Here is a 22,498-nt window from a genome sequence, read left to right on the forward strand (position 1 = left end):
CTTGAGGATTTCCATGTCGGACCGCGCGTCCCCCACCCGTCCGGTCAAGCGGCATCGCGCGGCGCCGGCAAACCAGCGGGCAACCCGGTTCGGGCTGCGCCATCGAATCCGGCTGATCGTTCTGCTGCCGGTGGCCGTGACCCTCCTACTGTTAGCCGCCTACTCACTCAGGACGACATCAGAGCTGTCTGCGCAGGTGTGGCCGGTGTGGATCGCGGTCACGACCGGAAGCGTCATATCTGCCTCCGTTGCCTGGCGGGTGGGCGCCGCCGCCGTGGTGGAGGCGCAGAAGGAGAGGAACGCACACGACCAGCAAGTGGCACAGTTCTTCGCGCGGCTGCGCGCCATTCTGCCCGAGGCCCTGAGCGATGTGCGTGCAACCGTCAACCAGGTACAGAAGGGAGAGTCGCCCCAGACTCGCCGGCCCCACGCGGCGCCCGTGGGAGAAGATCCTGCCGCCCAGTTGGAACGTCACCTCGATGAGTTCGTCGGCGATGTGCAGCGGTGCGTGGCCGAGAGCTCGGCATCTCTGGAGCAGGCGGCACTGCTGACCATCAGTCGCAGGATGCAGAGCCTGGTCAATCAGGTGCTGGCCGGGTTCGACCGGCTCGAAGAAAATATCGAGGATCCCGAGGTCCTCCCCCTGGTCTTCCGACTGGACCATGGCGTCACGCGCATCCGCCGCCTGACCGACAGCTTCGCACTGGTCGGAGGGGCCGTCCCACGCCGGTCAGCGCAGCCACTTCTGCTTCCCGCGGTGATCCAGCACGCCATCTCCGAGGTAGAGCACTACCGGCGAGTGCAGCAGGTGACGGTGATCGACGATCTCGTGGTCGGAGAAGCCACCGTACGTCTGGTCCACCTCCTAGCCGAACTGATCGAAAACGCCACCAACTTCTCGTCCCCCGACACACCGGTGGTGGTCCGTACCGAGCGAGTGCCGGCCGGGGTGGTCATCGAGATAGACGACCGTGGCAAACGCATGCCTGACACCACCGTGCAGCGCCTCAATCGACTCCTGGCCAGCGACCCACGACAGCTCGGGGGTGAGTTCGCCCGTGACGGCCGCATCGGGATGCGCGTGGTGGCCGAGCACGCCCACAAGCTCGGCTTGACGGTCCGGCTTCAGGCCAACATCTACGGGTCCAACCAGGCCCTTGTCCTGATTCCAAACCGGCTTCTCCTCCCCGGGGACCAGTCGCCGGAGGCACAAGCCGGCGGACAGCCGGGTACTTCCACGTACCCCGCTTCGGCCGAGGTCCCGGATCCCGGACTCACCTCCGCCACGCTGCAGATGTCCGTCGCCCGCCGGCCCAGCGCGGCGGCGGGGACGTCCCCCGCACCTGAGCGTGGCACAGCGCCATCGCCGCCGTTGCCCAGGCGCCCCCCGGATCTTGCGTCCTTCAGCCCGGGCAGTACCCATGTCCCCGCTGTTCCTGCGGCCGGCCGACCTTCACAAGCGCCCCCTCTGCCCACCCGTGACCTCTCACAGTCCTACCTCGTCCCGGAGCTGCAGGACCGCCCGCAGACCCCGGCGCCCGAGCGCAAGGCAGCCGACCCCTGGGTGTTCGCGCGGTTCAACGCCGGTCGAGAGAAGGCTTCCGGTACAGCGCAGGACACCGAATAAACCCCCACCAACCAATGCCCCCCAATCCTGGAGACCGACCATGGAAGCCAAGGCCCCTGAGATCGACTGGCTGCTCAACGACTTCGTCGCTCACACCACCGGTGCCCGCGCCGCGCTGCTGACCTCTACCGACGGTCTGACGATCGCCCATCACAATCTCGCAGATGACAACGACGCCACCGCAAGCAGGCTGAGCGCCATCACCAGCGGCGTGCACTCCCTCACCAAGGGAGCCGCCGAACTCCTCAACGGCGCCACCGGTGTCAACCAGATCCTCATGGACGTCGAGGGCGGCCAGCTCTACATCATGGCCGCCGGCAGCGGAGCCCTGCTCACCGTGCTCGCGACCAACGAGGCCGACCCCGGAATGATCGGATTCGAGGCGTCCATGCTGATCACACGCTTCCCCCAGAACCTGACCGTCGCCCCGCGCGTACCGGCGGCAGGCGCGGGCTGGCCGGAGCAGTGACATGACCACCGAGGGCAGCGCGTGGCGCAACGAAGCACTGGGTGCGGTGCGCCCCTACGCCCTGGTGCGCGGACGTGTCACTCCGACCCATGAACTCGCCCGGCATGCGCTGCTGCAGGCCAGCGCGGACCCGCCCGCCATGCTGCTGCAGCCACACCACGCCCAGGTCCTGGACGTGTGCGGCCAGGAGGGACCGCGGTCCGTGACCGAAGTCGCCGGCCGCGCCGGCCTGCCGCTGCAGGTCGTCAGGATCCTGCTGTCCGATCTCATCGACGACGGCTACGTGGTCTACGCCATGCCCGTCGGCATCCGCAACGCCGAATGCGACGTAAACATTCTGGAGAGAGTCCTTGCGGCCCTACACCACATCTGACACCGACACCGCTGTCCTTCCCCTCAAGGTCGTCATCAGCGGCGGCTTCGGGGCCGGGAAGACAACCTTCGTCGGTGCCGTCAGCGAGATTCCTCCGGTGCGCACGGAAGAAGACCTCACCCAGGCGGGTGTCGGCACCGACCATCTCCGTGGTGTCGAACAGAAGACCGCCACCACGGTGGCTCTGGACTTCGGCCGGATCACGCTGCCCTTGCCGCCGATCCGCGTCCAGTTGCAGCTGTTCGGCACTCCCGGTCAGGACCGCTTCTGGTTCATGTGGGACGACCTCGCCCGCGGCTCCATCGGCGCGATCGTCCTCGCTGACACCAGGCGTCTCGGGGACTGCTTCGCCGCTGTGGAGTTCTACGAACAGCGTGGCCAGCCGTTCATCGTCGCCGTCAACGAGTTCGACGGCGCCCACCGCTACACGGAGCAGCAGATACGCGATGCCATCCAGCTGAGCGAGCACGTCCCGCTGATCTCGTGCGACGCACGTCTTCGAGCCTCCGCGCGACAGGTGCTGATCACCCTCGTCCGGCACGCCCGCGAGCGGGCCCTCGCCCACGCCTCCTCCGCTCCGACTCGTGAATCCCAGGAAGCCTGATGCCCACCTTTAACCCCACCAGCGGCCTCCACGACACACCCACCGATCCCGAACTCGCACAACGGAAGCTTCTTTTGCCGCATCTCGGGCTGGGGGAGGACCGGCCCATTCCGGAGCTCGACGCCCTCGCTCGGAGGCTCGCCGAGGCGACATCGGAACTGGTCGGCCACCAGGAAATCGGCACCATGGTCAACATCATCCAGGATGACCAGTACTTCGTCGGGCTCTACCTGCCCCCCGCGACGAGCGGCGCAAGCCAGGCCAGCACGCCCCCCACCACCAACCTGCGAACGATGCCCCTCAGCGAGGGATGGTGCGTGCACACCCTGCAACGGCGCAGCTCCCTTCCCCTGGACAACGTCCTCGACATGCCGCGATGGTCCGGCAACACCGCCATCAGCAAGCTCCGCGTCAAGTCCTACCTCGGAACGCCGCTCATCCACCGCCCCACGGGCATCAGCCTCGGCACCATCTGCGCTGTCAGCACCGTCGAGAACAAGTGGGGCCGTGCCGGGGTCGACCTGATCAAGGGCTTCGGGGAAGAGACACTCGACGTCATCAACCAGCAGTTGCAGCGATAACTGAGGGCCCTTCCAGTGCCCGCTGGCTGCTCGCCGCCGTGTTCGGCGCCGAGCAGGCAGGCGACGTATCACGTCATCGACGCAGCCGCGCATCAACCGTGCTGTGCCACCCCCACCCGGACGTCCGCCGCGGCAGATCCGGCCGCAGACCACCGTGCGACCTTCACCCAGGGAGAAGGAAGACGACCATGACCGTCCCACCAGCGCTCCGCCCCTACCTCACCGGCCAGCATGAGCAGCTGTGGCGGGAGGCCGACGGCTTCGCGGCCGAGCACGTCGCCCAGCGCGTCGGGTGCATGGAGGCATCTCCAGGCAGTGTGGAGCGCGCGGTCGCCGAACTCATGGCCCAGCGTCGATGGTTCGCCATCACCATCCCCCGGAAGTTCGGTGGCCTCGCCGCTGGGCACGTCGCCAAAACTGTACTGATCAACCGGGTTGCTCGGGTCTCGGCGGCGGTCGCAGCCATCCTCCAGGCCACCCTGATCCCGGTCGGTGCACTGCAGCACTTCGGCACACTCGAGCAGCAGACCCGCTGGCTCCCGAGGGTCGCAGACGGCTCGATGCTTGTCTCGATCGCCTCCACCGAACCGGACGCCGGCGGCCACATCGGCGGCATCGAGACCACTGCCGAACGCAACGGCCGAGAGTGGGTGATCACCGGCCGCAAAGCTCATGTCGGCAATAGCCACCTCGCCGGCGCGCACATCGTCCTCGCCCGCACGGCTGAACCAGGAATCACCGCAAGCCGCGCGCTGACCGCGTTCCTCGTCGAGTCCGACCGCAAGGGACTCACTCTCGCCCGTCACCGGCCCGGGCTCGGACTGCACGGCTTCTCCGCCGGCCGACTCATTCTCGACCGCGTCCGTGTGCCTGAGGAGCACGTGATCGGCGAGGTCGGCCAGGGCCTGGCGGTGGGCCAGAGCAGCAGCATCCTCTACGGCCGGCCCAACATCGCCGCCGTCAGCCTCGGCATCCACGAGGCTCTCGTGGAGACCACCACGCGCTTCCTCGAAGGCCGGCCTCGCTACGGCCAACGCCTCTGCGACCACCCCGTCGTACGCGACCGCCTCGGCGAGATGCAAGCCCGTCTCCGTACGGCCCGGGACCTGGCCTATCAGGCCGTCCACCTGCTCGACCACGGTCAGAGCTGCGACCCGGAACTGATCAACGCCAAGTACCAAGGGCACAAGTTGGCTGCCCGGTCCGCTCAGGACGCCATGGAGTTGCACGGCGCGCACGCATTCGCCGCCCCCGTCCTCCAGCGCCTGTACCGCGACATCCCCTACACCTACGCGCCTGCCGGGACCGGCGAGGTCCAGCGCATCCGCCTCGCCGACGCAGCCCTGGACGAGGGCGTCATCAGCTGGTCCGAGCGCCTGGCGGTCGAGAGGCCCTGGGCCCACCGCGACCCCGCCCCCGCCTGAGCCCCCGTGCGCGGCGGTCCCTTCCTGACACACCGCCGTGCACGGGCCCAACCCCTGTCGCCGGTCCCCGCCCCCGTCGGGGATCGGCGACAGGCCCCCAATCACACCCACGCCCTTAAACCCGAAACACCAGGTATATCCCGATGACCACCACAACCGCGCCCTCCGCCCTCACCCAGGGAGAGCTCCGGATCGCAACCCTCCTCGCCCACGGGCTCAAGGACCACGAGATCTCCGACAAGCTCGGCATCACGTGCGGGACGGTCAGCGTCTTCAAGACCAAGATCCGCAAGAAGCTCGCCTGCCCCTTCCGCTGCTCCACCGCGGTCCTTGTAGACCGCCTGTTCCAGTGGGAACTCGTCAGCCCACCCGACACCACCACGACCGTGCCGGACTTGGACGAGCAGGAACTGCGGCTGCTGCACGCCATCACGGAGCGCACCAGGCCCTACGACATCGCACGAGCCGCTGGCATCGCTTCACGCGACTACCACTCCACGCTCGCAGCGCTGCTCGACAAGACCGGAGCAGATGCCACCACCCAGCTCGTCGTCTTCGCCCGCGCGTGGAACCTGCTCGACCGTACGGGCCAGCACGCGTCGACCGCAGGAGCAAGCCGGTGAGTCGTCAGGGATCCCGGACCGTGCAGGATCGGCAGCTGCCTGACGCCCCCGACCGACCGTACGCCGCCTACCAGATGTGTCCCCTGCGCACCAGTGCCGAGCACGCGGAGGCCGCGGCCCTCGTCGTCGACCGGCTTGATTGGCTCACTCGTAAGGGCCTGCCGGTCCCCAGCCGTGTGGACGTCCCCGCCCTCTTCCGTGACGTGCGGACCGAGAGCGTGGGCCTGTTCGAGGACGGCGTCCTGGTCTGTTGCCTGATACTCGACTTGGATCCGAATCTGAGGCACTGGGGTATCACGGACGCTTCGAGCGTCTTCCTCAGGCACGTCTACACGCTGCCCGGCCTCGCAGGGATCAGTGTCGCCCGGGTGCTGACGCTCTGGGCGTCGGATGTCGCCGCTCGGCGCGGCCGGTCCTGGGTGCGTACGGAAGCCCTACTGGCCCGGTCCGACCTCCCTGCGGACCCTGTCTCCCACCTCATCGCCTATGTCAGCGACCTGGGCTGGAGCCACGTCGGGACGGGGACCTCGGTCGGCGGTGAGCGAATCGCCCGTCTACAACTGGCTGCGGAGCATCGCCCCGCCCTCGCCAACGTCATCGACTCCACCGTCCCCGTCCCGACAGGTTCACCCTCATGACGAGCGCCGAACCGCTCCGCCCCGCCCTCGCCCGCGAGTTACTGGCGCGTGCCGAGCGATCGACCGACCGCTGGGCCCGCCACGTCCGCAACCAGCTCGACGGTGTCCAGCTCGGCCGGGGTCGGCACGATGATCACGCAAACGCTCGGGTACTACGGAGGATCGTCGCCGAGCACGCAGGATGGCCCGGCCACCGACTCCTCGGCTCGGCCGCCGCACGCGCCGCGTGGCTGATCGCGCTGCACGCCGACGACGACCCCGACTTCCAGCGGACCGCCGCCCACCTGTTGCGCCAAGCCGTCATGGCCCACGACGCCCCCGCACACCAGTGGGCCCATCTGCACGACCGGGCCCTGGCCAACAGCCGGCAACCGCAGGAGTTCGGCACCCAGTACCGCGTTGGCCCTGGCGGACTGGCGGAGCCGTACCCCGTACGCGATGCGGCCGATCTCGATACCCGCCGCGCCGTTCTCGGCCTGCCTCCCGCCGACATCGCGCTGGCCGCACTGCGCGAGCGACTCGTCGGCTTGCCAGGCTCTGCCGACGCCTCCGGCGACGTCTTGAACACGTTGGCAGGTGCGGCATGACACCTCCCCGCCTCCAGGCTGCTGCTTCCTCGCACCCTGACGACGCCTCAACAGAGACGACGCTGATCGAGGAAGCCCCGTCCCAAGCCAATCCGCCGCAGCCGGACCCGCACCGACCCCAAGGATCTCGCGCTCGCGAGTTGGTCCGATACACGTCTCATGGCAAACGACCGTGGCGCCGGTAAGGGGAGTCTGCGGTGAGCAGTGATCCGATCGCTAGGGACGAGGGGGTGTGATCGTGCGACGGACTGTAGTGGCACTGCGCGCCCAGGACCCGATCTCGCAGGCCGGGATAACCAGCCAGTTGCGCGTCCGCCCCGAGGTTACGTTGACCGATTTGAGCGAGACCGCCGATCCGGCGCCTGAGGTCGTGGTGCTCGTCGTGCACACCATTGACGCGGACGTGCTGCGGCAGCTGCGGCACATCCGGCGCACCAGCACGGCGCGCACGGTGCTGGTGACCACCGACATCGACGAGCAGCAGCTGGTGAGTGCCGCGGAGTGCGGGGTTTCCGGGGTGGTTCGGCGGGCCGAGGCCACGCCCGATCACCTGATCCACGTCATCGGCACAGCCGTCAACGGTGACGGGCACCTGCCCCCCGACCTGGTAGGGCGGCTCCTGGAGAGTATCGGACGGCTCGAGAACCAGGTCCTGGCCCCGCGTGGGCTCAGCTTCGCCGGTCTGCAGGATCGCGAGATCGAGGTACTGCGACTAGTGGCGGAGGGGTTCGACACCGCCGACATCGCGGCGAAGCTTTCCTACTCCGAGCGCACCATCAAGAGCGTCATGCACGCTGTCATGTCGCGTCTCGAACTACGCAACCGGTCGCACGCGGTGGCGTACGCGATGCGGCAGGGCCTCATATGACGCGCCCGTGCCATGCGCGAGGCGGCCGCAGCGAGGATGCCGCCTCGCAGACGCTCCATGCCGTATGCCGCTTTCAGCGTCGCCGAGGTCGTCATGCTCGTCTTCGACACGTTCGACCAAGACGTCCTGCGCCTGCTGCGGCACATCCGGCGCACCAGCTCTCCCAGGACCGTGCTGGTAACCACGCATATCGACTCGCAGAAATTGGTGAGCGCGGCGGAGTACGGGGTGACCGGCCTGGTACGGCGCACCGAAGCCAGCGGCTTCACGCCGTCGGCCGTCGTGCATGTCGAAGTCGTCGACAGGCGGGGCCTGCCCGAGGACCACACCGTGGCCGTGACGTACAACCTCGACGCGGTCATCGAGATCTACCGCGAACGCGTCGATCCGGCCGCCTGACCAGCCCCCATCCGGCGGGTAGCGGTCCCGTTGTCAGCGCGGGCGCGCGCCGACACGACAGTGCCCGCCTCCCCTCATACAGAAAGCAACAGAGAATCACCGATGCTGAAGGCATCCGAGCGTGCGCTGTTCCCGCACCAGAGCGAGGCCGCGGACGCGGCCTGCAAGGTTCTGTCCGCCACCAGCCGCGCCACCGGGGTACTGCCCTGCGGCACGGGGAAAACCCGCGTAGGGGCCGAGGTGGCGCATCGCGTCGCCGCGGCCGGCCAGGGGCAGCGACTGGTCGTCGTCCCGACGTTGGAGCTGGTCCACCAGACGATGCGGGAGTGGGCGGATCATCTCGGGCGGCCGGCGCTGGGCCGGATCGTCGCAGTGTGCTCCGACAAGGAGATCCTGGGCGCGCGCCGCTGTGGCCAGGAGGCACAGGCCGCGGACACCGCGGTGACCGTCGACGCGGGCCACTTGGCACAACTTGCCTCGATGCCCGGGCCGGTCACGATCGCCAGTACCTACGCGAGCCTCGGCGTCCTGACGGAGGCCCAGGCCCTCCACGGTCTTGCCGCGCCGGACGTCGCGGTCATCGACGAGGCCCATCGAACTGCCGGGGCCGCGGGAAAGTCCTGGGCAGCCATCCACTATGACGACGTCCTCGCGGTGAGGCGCCGGCTCTATCTGACCGCGACGCCGCGGGTGGTGACCGGAGATCACGACGAGGTGATCAGCATGGCCGACGAGCGCCTGTACGGGCCTGTCGCCTATCGGCTGTCTTTCGCCACAGCCATCCAGCTCGGGCTGCTGGCGGATTACCGCCTCGTGGTGCCCGTCGTCACGGGTAAGCAGGTAAGAGCCTTGTTGGGGACGGCCGACGCCTACCTGAAGGTCGGCAAGGCAGGTGTCGCCGCATCCATGCTCGCCACGCAGCTGGCCGTGCTCCGTGCGGCACACGAGCACGGGATCCGCCGCATGATCACTTTTCATCGCAGCGTCCAGGACGCGAAGTGGTTCTCCGTCCTGCTCCCGCACGCCTATGCCCTGCTCGCCCCCCACGAGCGGCCCACATCCCTGTGGGCCGACTTCGTCCACGGCAACCAAAATCCGCACGAACGGCGTCGCGCCCTGGGCCGGCTTGCGGGAGACGACGAGGGCCTCACCGTAATCTCGAACGCGCGGGTGCTGTCCGAGGGCGTCGACGTGCCGGCAGTCGACGCGGTGTGCTTCCTCAACGCCCGGGGCACGATCGACACCATCCAGGCCACCGGGCGTGCCCTGCGCCGTGGTGACCGCAGCAGACCAAAGACCGCATCGATCATCGTCCCGGTCGTCCTTGATGCCGGTCAGGACCCCGAAACCGCACTGTCCTCCTCTGTTTTCGGTCCTGTCTGGCAAACCGTGCGGGCGCTTGCCTCGCACGATGAGGAGCTGTCGCTGGAGCTGGAGACCACCCGGCGCACGCTGGCAGAGCCCGACGTCGGGCGCCGCCCGGCCGACATGCTGCCGGACTGGCTCTCCTTCAGCGGGATCCCTGTGCCCGAAAGATTCGCCCAGGCAGTCAGCGTACGCACCGTCCGGATGACGACCTCCTCCTGGTCTGAAAACCTCCGCGCCGCCGAGCTCTACCTTGCGAAGTACGGCAACCTCCTTGTCCCCCAGGGACACATCACCTCTACCGGGCTGAAGCTGGGCATCTGGATATCCGACCTGCGCCGCCGCTACCGCGAGGACGCCCTCACCCAAAGCCAGATACAGCAGATGGAAGCGCTGGGCATGGTCTGGTCATACGCAGAGCACAGATTCCAGCTGCTAATCCATCAACTACGCGCCTATAAAAAGAAGCACGGTCATCTGCACATTCACAAGGACTATGTCGCCCAGCACGACGACGGCACCACCTTCAATCTCGGCACCATCGCCGCGAGACTTCGAGTCGCTCACGGCCGCGGTGAGGTCGACGCCGCCAAGGTGAAGGCCCTGGACGCCGAGGGGTTCGTGTGGGACAACACCCCTGACTGGTGGGGTCAATTCATCGCCGACCTGACCCATTTCAGACACAAGTATGGCCACCTCGATGTGCGGCAGGAATACACCGTCCAGGACCGGAACTTGGGCACCCAGGTCGTGCGTGTCCGTTACGAGTCAGAGAAACTGACCAAGGATCAGCGAAGAGAACTCGATAATCTTGGCTTCGCCTGGGACTTGCAACGGTTCCGCTTCGACCTCCACATTCAGGCACTCAAGGACTTCAGAACCGAACACGGGAGCCTGCGCGTGCCGAACAAGTACGTAACCCAACCGCCCGCCAAACTCCGCTTGGGCCAGTGGCTCAATTCGTGCCTCTACCGATACCGGAAGGGGAAGCTTTCCGCAGTTAACGCCCAGCAGCTTCACGACGCCGGTGTCTGCCTCACCTCCACCCCAGGGAATCAGCCGTGAACAGAGTGGGGCGACGCGGTGCGCCGCATCGCGCTCGGCACCCTCGCCAGCGCAGCTCTCTCCATCAACGTTATCCGCATGTTGGAACGCACCCGGACCAGGCCCCCAGGGTGGGACAACCTCACCTCCGCCGCGTAGTCCGGTGTATGGCGCGCACCGACCCGGGGCGCCGTAATGACAAAGCCGACGGCGGATCCGATCGGCTCGCTTTCTGACCAGACCTTTATCCGGGCTGTCCCGCTACCGCGCGCACGGCGCGCACCGCTGACCATCAACTACCGGAGATAGAGATGACCCGCCTTCCCGGCACCAACATCATCGTTACCCCCCTGACCATCACGGAGCGTCTGGTTCTCGAACAGATCTCCCTCGGGCAGGATCCGGGCGTCGGTGCGGCCAATCTGAACATGGCGCGCTCCACCTTCAACCGGCACTCGGCGCAGATCGGCCACAAGCTCCAGGTCAAGACGCCTCCGGTCAAGGTGCAGATGGGCCTCGTCAGCGGACAGCTGCCCCTGCCCGAGACCGTGGCGGCGCCGGCCTCGTTCGACGCGAAGGAGTGTCTGCTGTGGCAGGCCCACGCGCTGCACTCAACCGCGGCCGACATCGCCAAGCATGCCGGCATCGAACAGTTCGACCTTGAGGGCGCCACCGCCCGGCTCGTGTCGAAGGCAGGCGCGGACAACGAGGCGCACCTGATTCGCCTCGGCCACGCCTACGGAGTCCTCACCCGTGACGATGTGCCCCCGCCGCGCGCCGCCTGACCGCCCCTCGCCACCATACGAGCGAAAGGAACCTCTTCCCGTGGTAGCAGCGAGCCGCCCACGAACCTGCGGGGCGCGGGTGCGCGTCACCGAGGAGCTGCGCAACCAGGCCCATGTCGAACGACGCGACGCTCCCGGGATGGTGCGAGGCTCCGTCGTGTGCGCGCTGGCGGAATACGAACGCGAGCGGCACCAGGGGATCGTCCGGGAGCTCGCCGGCCCCCGGGGCGGAGCGGTGTGGGCCGTCTGGGCCACTGCGGAGGAGCCGCGTTGCTGCGCACACGACGACTGCGACCGAAAGGGTGGGGACGTGAACGCGTCGTGCAGCCTGTTCTCGGGCCATCCCGCGACCTGTTCCTACGCCCAACGAGACGCCTTGCATGAGGATCCGACGCCGGTGGAGCGGATCGCCGTCGCACCAACGGTGCTGGCCACCTTCGGCCACCACGACGCGCCGACGATCCTCGTGGCCGTCGACGATGCCGCGCTGCTGACCTGGGACGAGCTGCGTGCCTGGCACATCTGGGCCGCGCTTGCGGACCACGACTGTGCCGCGGTGTACAGGCTGGTGTGCCGCGCGGACTCAGTACGGACGATGAGAGCGTACCTCGCGGGCGAACTGGCCCGTGACGCTGCGGAAATGGGTCGCTGTGGTCGCCGGGCTCGCCAGGTCGGCTCCCGCACGGGGAGAGCGCTGAAGTCCTGCTCAAGGCCCTGTAACAACTGCCCCGCAGTGGCGGGCCGCCGTGCTGGGCGGACAGTGCCCGCCGCGCGAACGGATCTCCCTCGTCGGTCCCGAGCCGGAGACGGTTACCCCGCGCACGCCGCTCGCCGAAGCGGTGCGGCACGCCGTCCAGCAGGCCAAGGCAGGACTGGCCGCGGCGCCGGGGAGGACGGCCGACGCGAACTGTACGCCGAAGCCAACACCCTCGGCTGCACTGCCGTGCAGGTCGTCTGCCCAGGTACCCGTTCGTGGATCAGGGGTCGTTGCCGCGGCTCCGCGGTTCGGGCGATCCACAGCTGGCAGAACCGGTCCCACGTCACGGGCTCGGTCGCCGCAAACATCGGGATGCACGCCTCGCGGACCGTACGGTGCGTGTCTACCGCGGACAGCGACCGCTCTCGGATCTGGGTGGGGGGAAAGCCGGCCCTGCACGCCGCCCGAGGCTGCGGAACCTCCTGGGTCCGGTTAGGCAGCAACCTGGTCCAGGAGCTCACGAACACCCTGGGCTCCCGGGTACGTCTTGAAGCTCGGTACAAGCTCACGTACCAGGTTGACGCACCGAGGGGCACCGATGCGCTGAGCAACTTGGAGTGCCTGCAGGGCGGCTTCGGCCGCGCGTTCGGGTTCTCGCAGGCGGAGGTGGCTACGCGCCTGGTAGGTGAGGAAGACTCCACGGGTTTTGTCGCGGCTGGGCGGCAGCAGCTTCTGGCCTTCGCGGATGAGCTGGTGGGCGCGGCAGGTGTCTCCCAGGTCGAGCAGTGCCTGGCCCGAGTCCACGGCCAGATCGGCATTGGACATCCACGCGCACCACGCCGGCATCGGCTCCCCGGACGAGGCATCGAGAAGGCGCTCGGCTGCCGTGAGGGCCCGCAGGGTAGCTCGGCGCTCTCCTTGTGCTGCCAGGGCGCGGGCGAGCCGGAGCTGGAGCAGGGACCGCGCGGCCGGGTGCCGGATCCCGGACAGGGCCCGTTCGAGAATGCCGGCGGCCGTACGTGGATCGTCCCGCCAAGAGGCCTGGTAGGCGAGGTCGCCGAGCAGAGCCGCGCCCATGTCGCGGTCGCCTGCGGTGTGGGCGCTGTGCAGGCCGGCGATCCAGTATTGGCTCGCCTCGGCGTGCCATCCGTAGTCGAAGCGGTGCCAGCCCACCGTCTGGCTCAGGCTCGCGGCGAGTGCGTGGAGGCGCAGTTTGACCGGCCGGTTGTACCGGCTGCCTTCGATGATGTCCGTGACCGTGGTCAGGAGCGCGTCAACCAGAGGTGCGGTGTGCTGGCGCTGTTCGGTTGCCTGGGCGGTCAGGCGGGCGCTGGTTTCTTCGAGCAGGGCGACCAGTTCCGCCCCGACCGGTTTGGAGCCTTGCGCCGAGTCGGCCGTCAGGGCCCAGGTATCGGTCGATGCCCAGGTGCTGGCCAGCGTGACCAAGGCGCTACCGGAGATGGCGGTCAGGAAGGTACGGCGGGTGGAGCGTTCCATGGTTGTTCGCAATGCCTCTCGGAGGGCCGGAACCGGGCTGGCAGGACCGAGCGGGATCACCATGCCGCCGACGCCCGGCAGCCAGTTCGGCCACGAGTGAGGGTCCACCACCTCGGCAGGAACCCCCAGCGCCTCGGCGATGTAGGACTGCGAGTCGGCATCGGGTGTGACGCCCTCTGTTTCCCATTTGTAGACGCGTTGTTTAGTCGCGCCCGATCTCAACCCGCGGCGGTTGGCCGCGCTACGGATCTCTCGGGCGAGATCAACCCCTGTCATCCCGCGCACGATCCGCGCCCGTGCCAGCGGGTGCTTCTTCTCGGCCACGTCGTCATCCAATCAAGCGTGCCTGCGCTGAGCGTAGCTGCGCGACGGCCGGGATTACCGCAGGATGACCCCCAACTCCTTTTGCAAGACACACAGTTGATCGACACTCGATCATCTCAGCGGTCAGGTGCGTGGTGTGAGCGTACGGCCCACCAGGGCTCAGACCCGATGGCCGACCGCTGTGTGAACTCCTCCGGCGGCCGAAGCCGCCTCATCCCCAACGCGCGAAGGAAGCTCATGAATCTCAGTTCCGTTCCGCTGCCGTCCGGGGCCTTCACCATCGGCAAGAAGTTCGGCTTCGAGGCCGGCCACCGGCCCTGCGAGCCGAGCTGGTAGAGCTCGGCCAGCTCCGCTCAAGGGACGTCCGTGCCATGAATCCCCGGACTGCGCCCGCCTGCCCACGTCCCCGAGGAACAGGGGCACCCCCCGTGCGTGCCGCGCAAGGTGAGACATGGAGGCCCAGATGAGCCCGAACAGCACCTATTGGATGAACTACGCCATTGGCATAGCACAAAGGGCGCCGCAATCAGGTCGGCGGGTCGGCGTTGCGCTCGTTTCTGAACACGACGAGTTGATTTGCTCCGCTTTCGAGGGCGAAGTACGCGGCGCATCCTGGTATCGCACTCTGCGGTACAGGATTCAAAAACTCGGAACATCCAGCGCGCACAGCGTATATCTGACGATCAACACCCTGTCAGCGGCCTGGTCGTTTGAGCTCGCCGAGCTCTTGAAGGAAGTGCGCATCGACAGGGTTTTTATCGGTCTGCCAGACCCCGCGCTGACGAGTTACCTCGATGACGATCCCGTCACTGCACGAGGTCATGTACACCGCTTCCCCGACGATTTGCAGCGCGAGATCCTCGAGCAGAACCGGGATTTCTACGCAGCGAGCGAGCAAAATATCGAGTGCAACCCCCACTACTCCACACATCGCATCAGTGAAGTCGTCTCCACCAGGCTGAGGTCGAGGGGGTTCGCGCTTTCCAGGAGTGATGTCATTGCGAACAGGGGGAGGTTTGCGCTCGCTTCTCTAATCTGCCAGAGATATGGGATCGAGCACAAAGAGGCTGATCGCGCCGTAAACAACGCACTGTCCGAAGCGTTTGACGCGAAGTACGGCACCTATGACTACGCGTACGACGCTCGTGTCGCCAACTTGAGGTGGACCGACGACTTCATGTCGGTATACAGGAGGTCGTCCACAAGGTCTCTGTCTACCGTCAACATCCTCAACGTCGGCGTCGGAGCAGGCCACGAAGCAGTAGCCTTGTTTTCAGATTGCCCGCAGATCACCTTTGTCGATATCGCGGAACGTGGCCTTGCGAATATAAGCGGACGCATTCCCTCGTCGAGAATTGTCGTCTCTAGCGCCGAAGACCTGTCTGCCCTACCGAAAGACAGTTACGACCTGTATGTCTCCTTGAGAACGTACAACTCGTCGTTCTTCGATACGTCCGCAGCGGCCTTAGAGGCGCACAGAGTACTGAAGCCGGGCGCGGTGATTATCGTCTCCGTAGCCAACGGATTTCTGTATACTCAGCGGGGCTGCGTCGTGCCAGGACTGATCATCCCCGGCACTGAGTTCGTCGACCTCTATCGCGGGATGGACACAGCCAATCTGATTGGCGAGGAGCTCGACTGTGCCGGATTCAAGAACATCCGAGTGTTCCCGACAGGTACCGAGATCTACCTGTCGGCCATCTCCGCCTAGTGTTTTCACTCCGGCCGGCCACGTTCACGACGTCCCCCCATTTCTGTGGGAGCACTAAATCGCAGACGGCCAGGCGTGACCTGACTGTTCAGAGTGACCAGCGTAAAGGAAGGACTTCTGTAATGAACGGGCGAGCGACTGTTGCCGGTCGGATCCTGCGGTTCAACGAGAAGCTTGCGGAAACAACGCTTGAACTTCCTCCCGGATTCGCGGTCATCAACCCGTTCACCGGCCCCCAGAAGGAGCGCGTGCGGGATGTGACGGCTGCGTTCTACAACAAGTACTACGACGACGATAGGCCGCGCCGTCTGGTACTGGGGAGCTCGCCGGCCCGACGCGGAACGGCGGTGACCGGGGTCCCGTTCGAAGATGCCAAGCTCCTCGAGGACGAAACGGGAGTCGATGTAGACGGCTACGCGGTGAGCCGGCGTTCCGCCGACTTTCTGCACGACGTCATCAGCCGCTACGGGGGCCGCGGCAAGTTCTATGCCGACTTCGTCATGAGTTTTGTGTGTCCTCTTGGTGTGGTGAGAACGAACTCCAAGGGGAAAGAGGTCAACTGCAACTACTACGAGAACAAGAAGCTGCTGGAACTTCTGGGGTCTTTCATGGTGAACGCCCTGAAACGCCAGCTGGCATTCGGAATTGACACCTCGGTGTGCTACTGCATCGGCGTTGGTGAGAACTTCGCGTACTTGTCGAAGGTGAACGAGGGTCAGCGCTTTTTCCGGGAGATCGTTCCTCTGGAGCACCCGCGTTTCATCACCCAATACAACGGGGACAGGAAGGAAGAGTTTGTCGAGAAGTATCTCGACGCCTTCCGTAGACAGGGTGATTAGTCGTTGCGTTATCCGGAATGCGCCCACCTCTCAGCTGAATAGACGAAAGTCCCTGATCCGAGCGCGCTGGAACGAGAAGAAGGAGAGCAGTACATTGGCGGCAGAAGGCAGGCTCCTAGTCCACTTCAACTCGGAACGCGTGAGCGTCCACCGATTCCAGGGCGGCGAGTTGAAACTTCTCAAAAGGGAGCGGCTCGCGTTCGAAGGCAGTCGTGCGCACGAGGCACTGGCAGAAAGGGTGGGCGAGTTCTGCGTCGGGCTCACGGAATTCAGCGAGGTCGTTGACAACAAGACCACGCGCCTGCACGCCACCGGGGTCTTTCAGCAGCTCCCGCACTCGGAAGCGGCCGCACTGGTCAACAGCATCTATGTCGACACCGGCCTCTACTTCAACGTAGTCAGGCCTGAGCTGGAGCAGTTCTACCTGGAAACAGGCATGGCCGCGTGCGGGTCGAACGACCTGATGGAAGGCCTGACCCGGAGGGAATTCCGGAATGCTGTTGTCTGCGGCAGCTTCCAGCAGTCTCTGGGGTACATCGAGGACGTCATAGTCCGTCTGCGCGGGAGCGGTACCGCGGTGCTGAGCCCTCCTTCCACGAGGGTCAAGCCGGAGACCGTGGGGACCGATTTCATCCTCTTCGACTACCAGGATGGTCTGAAGAACGATCGCGACACGTGGCGGCACAAGTACATGCACGTGGACGCGTTCAGGCGGGCCGACGCTGTGGTCGTATGCAACCCCGGCGGCCGCGTTGGAAAGGGAACGATCTTCGAGCTCGGCTTCATGTCCGCGCTTTCCAAGAGGGTCATCTTCACGGAGGAGCCCCAGGGCGTTTCTGTGCTGTTCCCCTGTGAGGTCGGCCTGGAATCCTGAACATTCCTGCCGAGTGCTGCGGCACTCAATTCCGCTCTTCAATTCCTGACCGGAAACAAGCGGCGTTCCGGCGAAAGAATCAGGGGCGGGAAAGCAGGTCTCCGACCCACTCTCGCTCTCTGTCTAATCAGGTCTCCCTTCTCGGCTACGAAGATACGGAAAGGACCCCAGCCGGTGCGTGATGAAGAACCCATCGATACAGTCCTCGACAGGCTGCGAGAGATCGTGGCGTCTGTTCTCGAAGTCGAGAAGAAGGGCATCAAGTCCAGTGCCCTGTTCTATGAGGAACTCGGGATGAGCTCCCTGGAGAAGGTTGCGGTCACGGTCGCGATCGAGCGCGAGTTCGGAGCCCTGCACGCTGAGGAAGCGGCAGCCCTCACCAGCCTGGACGCCGCGGTGTCCGTGCTCAGCGAACGCGCGGCAAGCCTCCGCAGGGTCGACCTGCTCGACCACCTGGTGGCGGGTCATGTCTCCGCCGGCCGGGGCGAAAGGATCAGCTACCTCGACCCTCAGGCGGGGGCGATCACCTACGCCGCCCTCCTTCAGGCGGCACGTGGGTACGCGGGGGCCCTCAGGGCGGCAGGCGTGCCTGAGGGGGCCCGCGGCCTCCTGGTCGCCGAAGACTCTGTAGCGACCGTCGTCGCCGTCCTCGGCCTGTGGTGGCACGGCTGCGTCCCCGTGGTGATCAGCCCGATGCTCACGGACGACGAAGTCCGCTACATCGCCGAGAACTGTGCCGCCGCGATGGTGCACCTCGACGCAGCCCCCACGCGGCAACGCGCCTTGGAGGAGTTGTTCGGCACGACAACCCAGTTCGCCGGCGCGGACGTCCTCGCCGCGCTGGCCACGGCCGAGCCCGGCCCCGCACGCCGCCCGCAGGACGCCGGGCCCCCGGCCGCCTGGAGTGCAGGGCGTGAGGCGCTCGTGCAGTACACCTCCGGAAGCACCGGCATGCCCAAGGGAGTCCGGCACTCGGCGGAAGCGATCACGGCCATGGCCGACGGCATCGGCACCGTACTGGCGCTGACTCCCGAGGACACCGTGCTCTCCAGCGCCCGGCTGTCCTTCGGCTACGGATTCGGCAATTCGGTCCTGTGCCCTCTGGCGGCCGGCGCCCGCGTTGCACTCATCCGCGGCACGGTCGACGTCCACTCGCTCACCGCCGCTCTGCAACACCACCAACCCACCGTCCTGTTCTCCGTCCCACGGCTGTACGCCGCGCTGCTGAACGCATCCGAGACGGCGGCGGTCGACTCCGTACGGCTGTGCGTGTCGGCGGGCGAGAATCTGCCCGCTCCGCTCAGCGAGCGGATCCGCACCGCCTTCCAGGCTGAGCTGCTCAACGGTCTCGGCGCCACCGAGGTGCTCTACACAGTCGTGGGCACCCCACCGGGACGAGAGCGTCCGGGCACCTTCGGGGTGCCGGTGCCCGGGATAACCGCGACCGTCCGCGCTGCGGACGGCACGCCCGTCGCCGACGGGGAGGAGGGCCGACTCCACATCGCCGGCCCGACCGTCGCCCTCGGCTACATCGGCCGCCCGGAGGCCGCAGTGGCCACCTTCGCCGACAGCGGCGCCTACACCGGCGACGTGGTGCGCCGTGCGCCGGACGGCACGTTCACCCATCTCTGCCGCTTCGATGACCTGCTCAATCTGGGCGGCTACAAGGTCGCGCCAGGTGAGATCGAGAACGTCATCCGCGGCGCTGAGGGGGTCCAGGACTGCGCGGTGGTCGGCGGCCGGGATGCTGATGGCCTGGAGCAGGCCGTGGCGTACCTGGTGGTCCGGCCGGGATCCGACGAAGCCGTGGTGCGGCGCGCGGTGATCGCCGCGATCCGTGGCGGGCTTGCCGCCTACAAGCGGCCCGCCCGTCTGGAGTTCCGTGAAGCGCTCCCGACCACGTCGACCGGCAAGCTCGCCGCCTTCGAGCTGAGGAAGGCGGCGGCACAGTCGTGACCTGGGACATCACGGGCATGGCCGCCGTCGCGAACATCGGCGCCAGCCCCGAAGAGATATTCGCCGCGTTGTGCGCGGGCCAGGAGAGCCGCGAGCCCCTGAAGGCGTTCGACCCGGGCAAGTACCGGGCGGGGTACGCCTACGAGATCGACGACCGGCCCGGGGGCGGCGGGGACTTTCCAGGTCGCGCCACCCGCTGGCTCACCACGGTCGTCCGCCAGGCGGCCGCCGACGCGGGCCTGGGCGAGGACCTGTCCCAGGTGCCCGTGCTGGTCGGGACGACCATGCGCGAGCAGCGCAGCCTCGAACTGTGGTGGCGCGACGGCGCGGACGTCGCTCTTGAGGATCTGCACTTCGGTACCGCCCTGCAGGCGGAACTCGCGGCGTCCGCCACGTACACCTTCGCCAACGCCTGCTCGGCCTCGCTGTACGCGCTCGGCCTGGCCATCGACATGATCGAGGCAGGCATGGCCGACACGGTCGTCGTCGCCGGCACCGACGCCGTGACCGAGAGCGGCTTCGGCACGCTCGACCGGGTCCAGAACGACATCCCCGACGCGCTGCGCCCCTTCGACGCTTCGCACAAGGGCATGCTGATGGGTGAGGGCGCGGCAGCCGTCGTCGTCCAGCACGCTGGCACCAGGAGAGGGCTTGTCCACGCCCGGGTGCGCGGTGTGTCCATGAACTGCGACGCCCACCACGCCACCGCGCCCGACCCCGCCGGCATCACCCGCGCGGTCCAGGACGCCTACCGCAGAGCCGGGGTAGGGGCGGAAGACATCGACCTGGTGATGCTGCACGGCAGCGGCACCCCCCTCAACGACGCGACGGAGTCGAGCGTCCTGAGCCATATCTTCCAGGGCGCCGGAACCGGTCCGCGGATGACCGCCATCAAGGCGATGACCGGCCACACCCTGGGCGGTTCGGGACTCCTCAGCCTCCTGATGGCGGTGCTCGCCATGAAGGAAGGGACGGTACCCCCGGTCCTGGGACTCACCGACCCAATCCCCGAGGCCACGGGACTGCGCCTGGTGCAGGGCTCCCCCGTATCCGGCGACCTGAACATCGCTCAGGTCGATGCCTTCGGCTTCGGAGGGATCAACGCCGTCGCGATCGTGGAGGCAGCCCGATGAGTACGACGAGCACCGCACGCATGAGTAACCCGAGCGTCCGGGAGGTCGTCGTCACGGGCATCGGGCTGGCGCTCCCCGGTGTCGCGACCTACGGCGACCTCCTCGGACCGCTGCCCGGCGAGGGAGGCTTCGACCCGGCTACTGGACTCAGCGGACGCGAGCTGCGCCACAAGGACCGTGCGTCCCGGCTCGCCCTGCGGGTCGCCGAGTTCGCCCTCCACGACGCGGGTCTGACCGATGCCGACGCCACGCTCACGGGCGTGGCCAATGCGACCGCCGTCGTGGTCAGCACCAACCTCGGCAATGTGGACAGTATCTGCGAAGCCACCGACACCATCACCCGGGAAGGCGTCAGGGGCCTCAGCCCGTTGGGCCTGCCCCAGACCTCAAGCAACGTCATCGCCGGCTGGGTGGCCATCCGCTACGGGCTGCGCGGCCCCAACCTCACCGTCTGCAACGGCACCACGAGCGGTCTGGACGCCCTCGCCTGGGCCCGCAACCTCATCGTGGCCGGGCGCGCCGAAGCAGCCGTCGTCGTCGGAGTAGAACCGGCCAACGAGGTGGTGACGAGGCTGCTCGGCGAGCAGTCCACCGACGCGGCGGTCGCGATCGTCCTCGAGTCAGCGGACGTAGCCGCTTCCCGTGGCACGCGGCCGCGCGCCACGATCGCCGGGTACGCACGGGCCCGGGACCTCGCTGCGGCGCTGGCCTCCGCCGGTGTGACGGAGGAGAAGTCCGTCGGACTGTGGCTCGTCGACGAGGCGGGTGCCGGCGCGTGCCAGCTGCTCGCAGCCGCTCGCCGGATCGACCTGGAGGCCCAGCTGGGCCCGCTGTCCGGAGCACTGGGCGTCCTGCAGTGCGCTGCCGCGGCTGCCCATCTGGAGAGCGACGCCACCACCGGGAACGTGCTCGCCACAGCTGGAGGCCCTCACCACGACGCGGCAGCCGCTCTGCTGCTGACCCCTTAACCGCAGTCGTCCATCCACGTAGGAGCCAGGGGAACACCAATGACCACTGCGTCCGTGAACATCGAGGAGCTCCGCGTTCTGATAGCCGGAGCACTGGAGATCGAACCCGAGGAGGTCACCGACCAGGCGCACTTCGCCGACGAACTCGAGATCGACTCGCTGCTGATGCTCGAGATCTCCACCCGCGTGGAGAACGCGTACGGCGTCCCGGAGAACGCCGTGGCCGTCAGCGGTGCCACCACCCTCGCTGAGCTGCACGCCTTCCTCGCCTCCAAGCTCGCCGACGAGACGTCGGCTTGCCCGCTCATCCGCCCGAGGCCGCTGAGCGACCCAGCCGCGCGCCTGTTCATGTTCCACCACGCCGGCGGCTCACACCTGCTCTACCGGGGCTGGGCCGAGCACTTCCCCGAGGACTGGGAACTCTGCCTCCTGGAGGCCCCCGGCCGAGGCCGGCTGCAGGCACTGCCGCTTATCGACGACTGCGATCGGCTGGTCGACTACTTCCACAGCGCCATCGCTCCACTGCTCGACCGGCCCTTCGGGTTCTTCGGCCACAGCATGGGCTCACTCATCGCCTACCAGCTCACTCGCCAACTTCTCCGCGAGGGAGGCCCGCTCCCGGACTGGCTGGGGGTGTCCGCCTACGGCGCCCCGCGAGTCGAGGCCAGCGCCGACGGCCGCCCTCACCTGATGTCCGACGACGAACTGCGCGGCTGGCTGCGGAACGTGGGCGGCAGCCCACCGCAGCTCCTCGACAACGACGCCGTCTGGCGCAAGTTCGCCCCGGTGTTCCGTAACGACTTCAAACTCCTGGACACCTGGGCTCCTCCCCGCGACCCCGAACCGCTGCCCGTTCCGCTCTCGGTATTCGGGGGCCGCCGCGACAGGCTGATCGGCGAGGACCGTCTGCTCTCCTGGCAGGCGTTCACCACGCACTTCCGCGGACTCGAGAGGTACGAGGGCGACCACTTCTATGTCATGAGCCACCGGCGGCCGCTCGCTGCCGCCATAACGGCCGCGATGCGTTCCGCCGCTGCTTGAGCCCGCCTTCACCGCCAAGCCACCCGCTATATGACCAATTCCAAGGGGCGCCTGCGGAGGGTGTGGCGGTG

At 67.2% G+C, this 22,498-nt stretch carries 21 protein-coding genes; 20 read left to right on the top strand and 1 reads right to left on the bottom strand.

What is annotated here, in order from left to right:
• The first annotated feature begins 13 nt into the window (after positions 1-13).
• From ACWD35_RS27370 to ACWD35_RS27430, 13 genes are all read left to right on the top strand, one after another.
• Complete coding sequence (locus ACWD35_RS27370) at positions 14-1,627, top strand: ATP-binding protein (RefSeq protein ID WP_451353959.1); 1,614 nt, start codon at positions 14-16, stop codon at positions 1,625-1,627.
• Positions 1,628-1,667: 40 nt separating this feature from the next.
• On the top strand, positions 1,668-2,096 hold the full coding sequence (locus tag ACWD35_RS27375; protein ID WP_451353960.1) for a roadblock/LC7 domain-containing protein: 429 nt from the start codon (positions 1,668-1,670) through the stop codon (positions 2,094-2,096).
• 1 nt (position 2,097) lies between these two features.
• Positions 2,098-2,469, top strand: a complete 372-nt coding sequence (locus ACWD35_RS27380; RefSeq protein ID WP_451353961.1) for a DUF742 domain-containing protein — start codon at positions 2,098-2,100, stop codon at positions 2,467-2,469.
• Entirely contained in the window at positions 2,447-3,073 is a 627-nt protein-coding gene (locus ACWD35_RS27385) for a GTP-binding protein (protein ID WP_451353962.1), read from the top strand. The genes ACWD35_RS27380 and ACWD35_RS27385 overlap by 23 nt, the downstream gene beginning before the upstream one ends.
• On the top strand, positions 3,073-3,654 hold the full coding sequence (locus ACWD35_RS27390; RefSeq protein ID WP_451353963.1) for a GAF domain-containing protein: 582 nt from the start codon (positions 3,073-3,075) through the stop codon (positions 3,652-3,654). Before ACWD35_RS27385 ends, ACWD35_RS27390 begins: the two co-directional genes overlap by 1 nt.
• Positions 3,655-3,842: 188 nt before the next feature.
• Complete coding sequence (locus tag ACWD35_RS27395; RefSeq protein WP_451353964.1) at positions 3,843-5,078, top strand: acyl-CoA dehydrogenase family protein; 1,236 nt, start codon at positions 3,843-3,845, stop codon at positions 5,076-5,078.
• 143 nt (positions 5,079-5,221) lie between these two features.
• Positions 5,222-5,701, top strand: coding sequence for a helix-turn-helix domain-containing protein (locus tag ACWD35_RS27400; protein ID WP_451353965.1), 480 nt, complete (start codon positions 5,222-5,224; stop codon positions 5,699-5,701).
• Positions 5,702-5,721: 20 nt separating this feature from the next.
• Positions 5,722-6,339: a hypothetical protein gene (locus ACWD35_RS27405; protein ID WP_451353966.1), complete on the top strand. Its 618-nt coding sequence runs from the start codon at positions 5,722-5,724 to the stop codon at positions 6,337-6,339.
• Positions 6,336-6,926 carry a DUF6624 domain-containing protein gene (locus ACWD35_RS27410; protein WP_451353967.1) on the top strand — a complete coding sequence of 197 codons (591 nt, stop codon included), beginning with the start codon at positions 6,336-6,338 and terminating at the stop codon, positions 6,924-6,926. Before ACWD35_RS27405 ends, ACWD35_RS27410 begins: the two co-directional genes overlap by 4 nt.
• A gap of 292 nt (positions 6,927-7,218) precedes the next feature.
• On the top strand, positions 7,219-7,794 hold the full coding sequence (locus ACWD35_RS27415; protein ID WP_451354113.1) for a response regulator transcription factor: 576 nt from the start codon (positions 7,219-7,221) through the stop codon (positions 7,792-7,794).
• A gap of 57 nt (positions 7,795-7,851) precedes the next feature.
• Complete coding sequence (locus tag ACWD35_RS27420; protein WP_451353968.1) at positions 7,852-8,193, top strand: hypothetical protein; 342 nt, start codon at positions 7,852-7,854, stop codon at positions 8,191-8,193.
• 102 nt (positions 8,194-8,295) lie between these two features.
• Positions 8,296-10,623: a Helicase associated domain protein gene (locus tag ACWD35_RS27425; protein ID WP_451353969.1), complete on the top strand. Its 2,328-nt coding sequence runs from the start codon at positions 8,296-8,298 to the stop codon at positions 10,621-10,623.
• A 290-nt stretch (positions 10,624-10,913) separates the two neighbouring features.
• The gene (locus ACWD35_RS27430) at positions 10,914-11,387 is read left to right on the top strand and encodes a hypothetical protein (protein ID WP_451353970.1); all 474 of its coding nucleotides are present in this window, start codon (positions 10,914-10,916) and stop codon (positions 11,385-11,387) included.
• A gap of 1,189 nt (positions 11,388-12,576) precedes the next feature.
• Here the strand turns inward: ACWD35_RS27430 and ACWD35_RS27435 are convergent.
• Complete coding sequence (locus ACWD35_RS27435; protein ID WP_451353971.1) at positions 12,577-13,905, bottom strand: XRE family transcriptional regulator; 1,329 nt, start codon at positions 13,903-13,905, stop codon at positions 12,577-12,579.
• A gap of 451 nt (positions 13,906-14,356) precedes the next feature.
• Between ACWD35_RS27435 and ACWD35_RS27440 the strand changes: the two genes are divergently transcribed.
• The 7 genes from ACWD35_RS27440 to ACWD35_RS27470 all read left to right on the top strand — a co-directional run bounded on the left by ACWD35_RS27440 (position 14,357) and on the right by ACWD35_RS27470 (position 22,427).
• Positions 14,357-15,616, top strand: a complete 1,260-nt coding sequence (locus tag ACWD35_RS27440; RefSeq protein WP_451353972.1) for a class I SAM-dependent methyltransferase — start codon at positions 14,357-14,359, stop codon at positions 15,614-15,616.
• 122 nt (positions 15,617-15,738) lie between these two features.
• Positions 15,739-16,455, top strand: coding sequence for a uracil-DNA glycosylase family protein (locus ACWD35_RS27445; protein ID WP_451353973.1), 717 nt, complete (start codon positions 15,739-15,741; stop codon positions 16,453-16,455).
• 94 nt (positions 16,456-16,549) lie between these two features.
• The gene (locus ACWD35_RS27450; protein ID WP_451353974.1) at positions 16,550-17,329 is read left to right on the top strand and encodes a hypothetical protein; all 780 of its coding nucleotides are present in this window, start codon (positions 16,550-16,552) and stop codon (positions 17,327-17,329) included.
• A gap of 174 nt (positions 17,330-17,503) precedes the next feature.
• A complete protein-coding gene (locus ACWD35_RS27455; RefSeq protein WP_451353975.1) occupies positions 17,504-19,285 on the top strand; it encodes an AMP-binding protein in 1,782 nt (593 codons plus the stop codon).
• Positions 19,282-20,418: a beta-ketoacyl synthase N-terminal-like domain-containing protein gene (locus ACWD35_RS27460; RefSeq protein ID WP_451353976.1), complete on the top strand. Its 1,137-nt coding sequence runs from the start codon at positions 19,282-19,284 to the stop codon at positions 20,416-20,418. The genes ACWD35_RS27455 and ACWD35_RS27460 overlap by 4 nt, the downstream gene beginning before the upstream one ends.
• Positions 20,415-21,386 carry a beta-ketoacyl synthase N-terminal-like domain-containing protein gene (locus tag ACWD35_RS27465; protein ID WP_451353977.1) on the top strand — a complete coding sequence of 324 codons (972 nt, stop codon included), beginning with the start codon at positions 20,415-20,417 and terminating at the stop codon, positions 21,384-21,386. Before ACWD35_RS27460 ends, ACWD35_RS27465 begins: the two co-directional genes overlap by 4 nt.
• A 39-nt stretch (positions 21,387-21,425) precedes the next feature.
• On the top strand, positions 21,426-22,427 hold the full coding sequence (locus ACWD35_RS27470; RefSeq protein WP_451353978.1) for a thioesterase domain-containing protein: 1,002 nt from the start codon (positions 21,426-21,428) through the stop codon (positions 22,425-22,427).
• Positions 22,428-22,498 lie beyond the last annotated feature (71 nt).

It is taken from the genome of Streptomyces sp. NPDC002671, from assembly GCF_053592475.1.

What these genes read in the sequence shown, in the direction of transcription:
- ACWD35_RS27370 (WP_451353959.1), top strand. Translation starts at nt 14, where the DNA reads ATGTCGGACCGCGCGTCCCCCACCCGTCCGGTCAAGCGGCATCGCGCG.
- ACWD35_RS27375 (WP_451353960.1), top strand. Translation starts at nt 1,668, where the DNA reads ATGGAAGCCAAGGCCCCTGAGATCGACTGGCTGCTCAACGACTTCGTC.
- ACWD35_RS27380 (WP_451353961.1), top strand. Translation starts at nt 2,098, where the DNA reads ATGACCACCGAGGGCAGCGCGTGGCGCAACGAAGCACTGGGTGCGGTG.
- ACWD35_RS27390 (WP_451353963.1), top strand. Translation starts at nt 3,073, where the DNA reads ATGCCCACCTTTAACCCCACCAGCGGCCTCCACGACACACCCACCGAT.
- ACWD35_RS27395 (WP_451353964.1), top strand. Translation starts at nt 3,843, where the DNA reads ATGACCGTCCCACCAGCGCTCCGCCCCTACCTCACCGGCCAGCATGAG.
- ACWD35_RS27400 (WP_451353965.1), top strand. Translation starts at nt 5,222, where the DNA reads ATGACCACCACAACCGCGCCCTCCGCCCTCACCCAGGGAGAGCTCCGG.
- ACWD35_RS27410 (WP_451353967.1), top strand. Translation starts at nt 6,336, where the DNA reads ATGACGAGCGCCGAACCGCTCCGCCCCGCCCTCGCCCGCGAGTTACTG.
- ACWD35_RS27420 (WP_451353968.1), top strand. Translation starts at nt 7,852, where the DNA reads ATGCCGTATGCCGCTTTCAGCGTCGCCGAGGTCGTCATGCTCGTCTTC.
- ACWD35_RS27425 (WP_451353969.1), top strand. Translation starts at nt 8,296, where the DNA reads ATGCTGAAGGCATCCGAGCGTGCGCTGTTCCCGCACCAGAGCGAGGCC.
- ACWD35_RS27430 (WP_451353970.1), top strand. Translation starts at nt 10,914, where the DNA reads ATGACCCGCCTTCCCGGCACCAACATCATCGTTACCCCCCTGACCATC.
- ACWD35_RS27440 (WP_451353972.1), top strand. Translation starts at nt 14,357, where the DNA reads ATGGAGGCCCAGATGAGCCCGAACAGCACCTATTGGATGAACTACGCC.
- ACWD35_RS27445 (WP_451353973.1), top strand. Translation starts at nt 15,739, where the DNA reads ATGAACGGGCGAGCGACTGTTGCCGGTCGGATCCTGCGGTTCAACGAG.
- ACWD35_RS27465 (WP_451353977.1), top strand. Translation starts at nt 20,415, where the DNA reads ATGAGTACGACGAGCACCGCACGCATGAGTAACCCGAGCGTCCGGGAG.
- ACWD35_RS27470 (WP_451353978.1), top strand. Translation starts at nt 21,426, where the DNA reads ATGACCACTGCGTCCGTGAACATCGAGGAGCTCCGCGTTCTGATAGCC.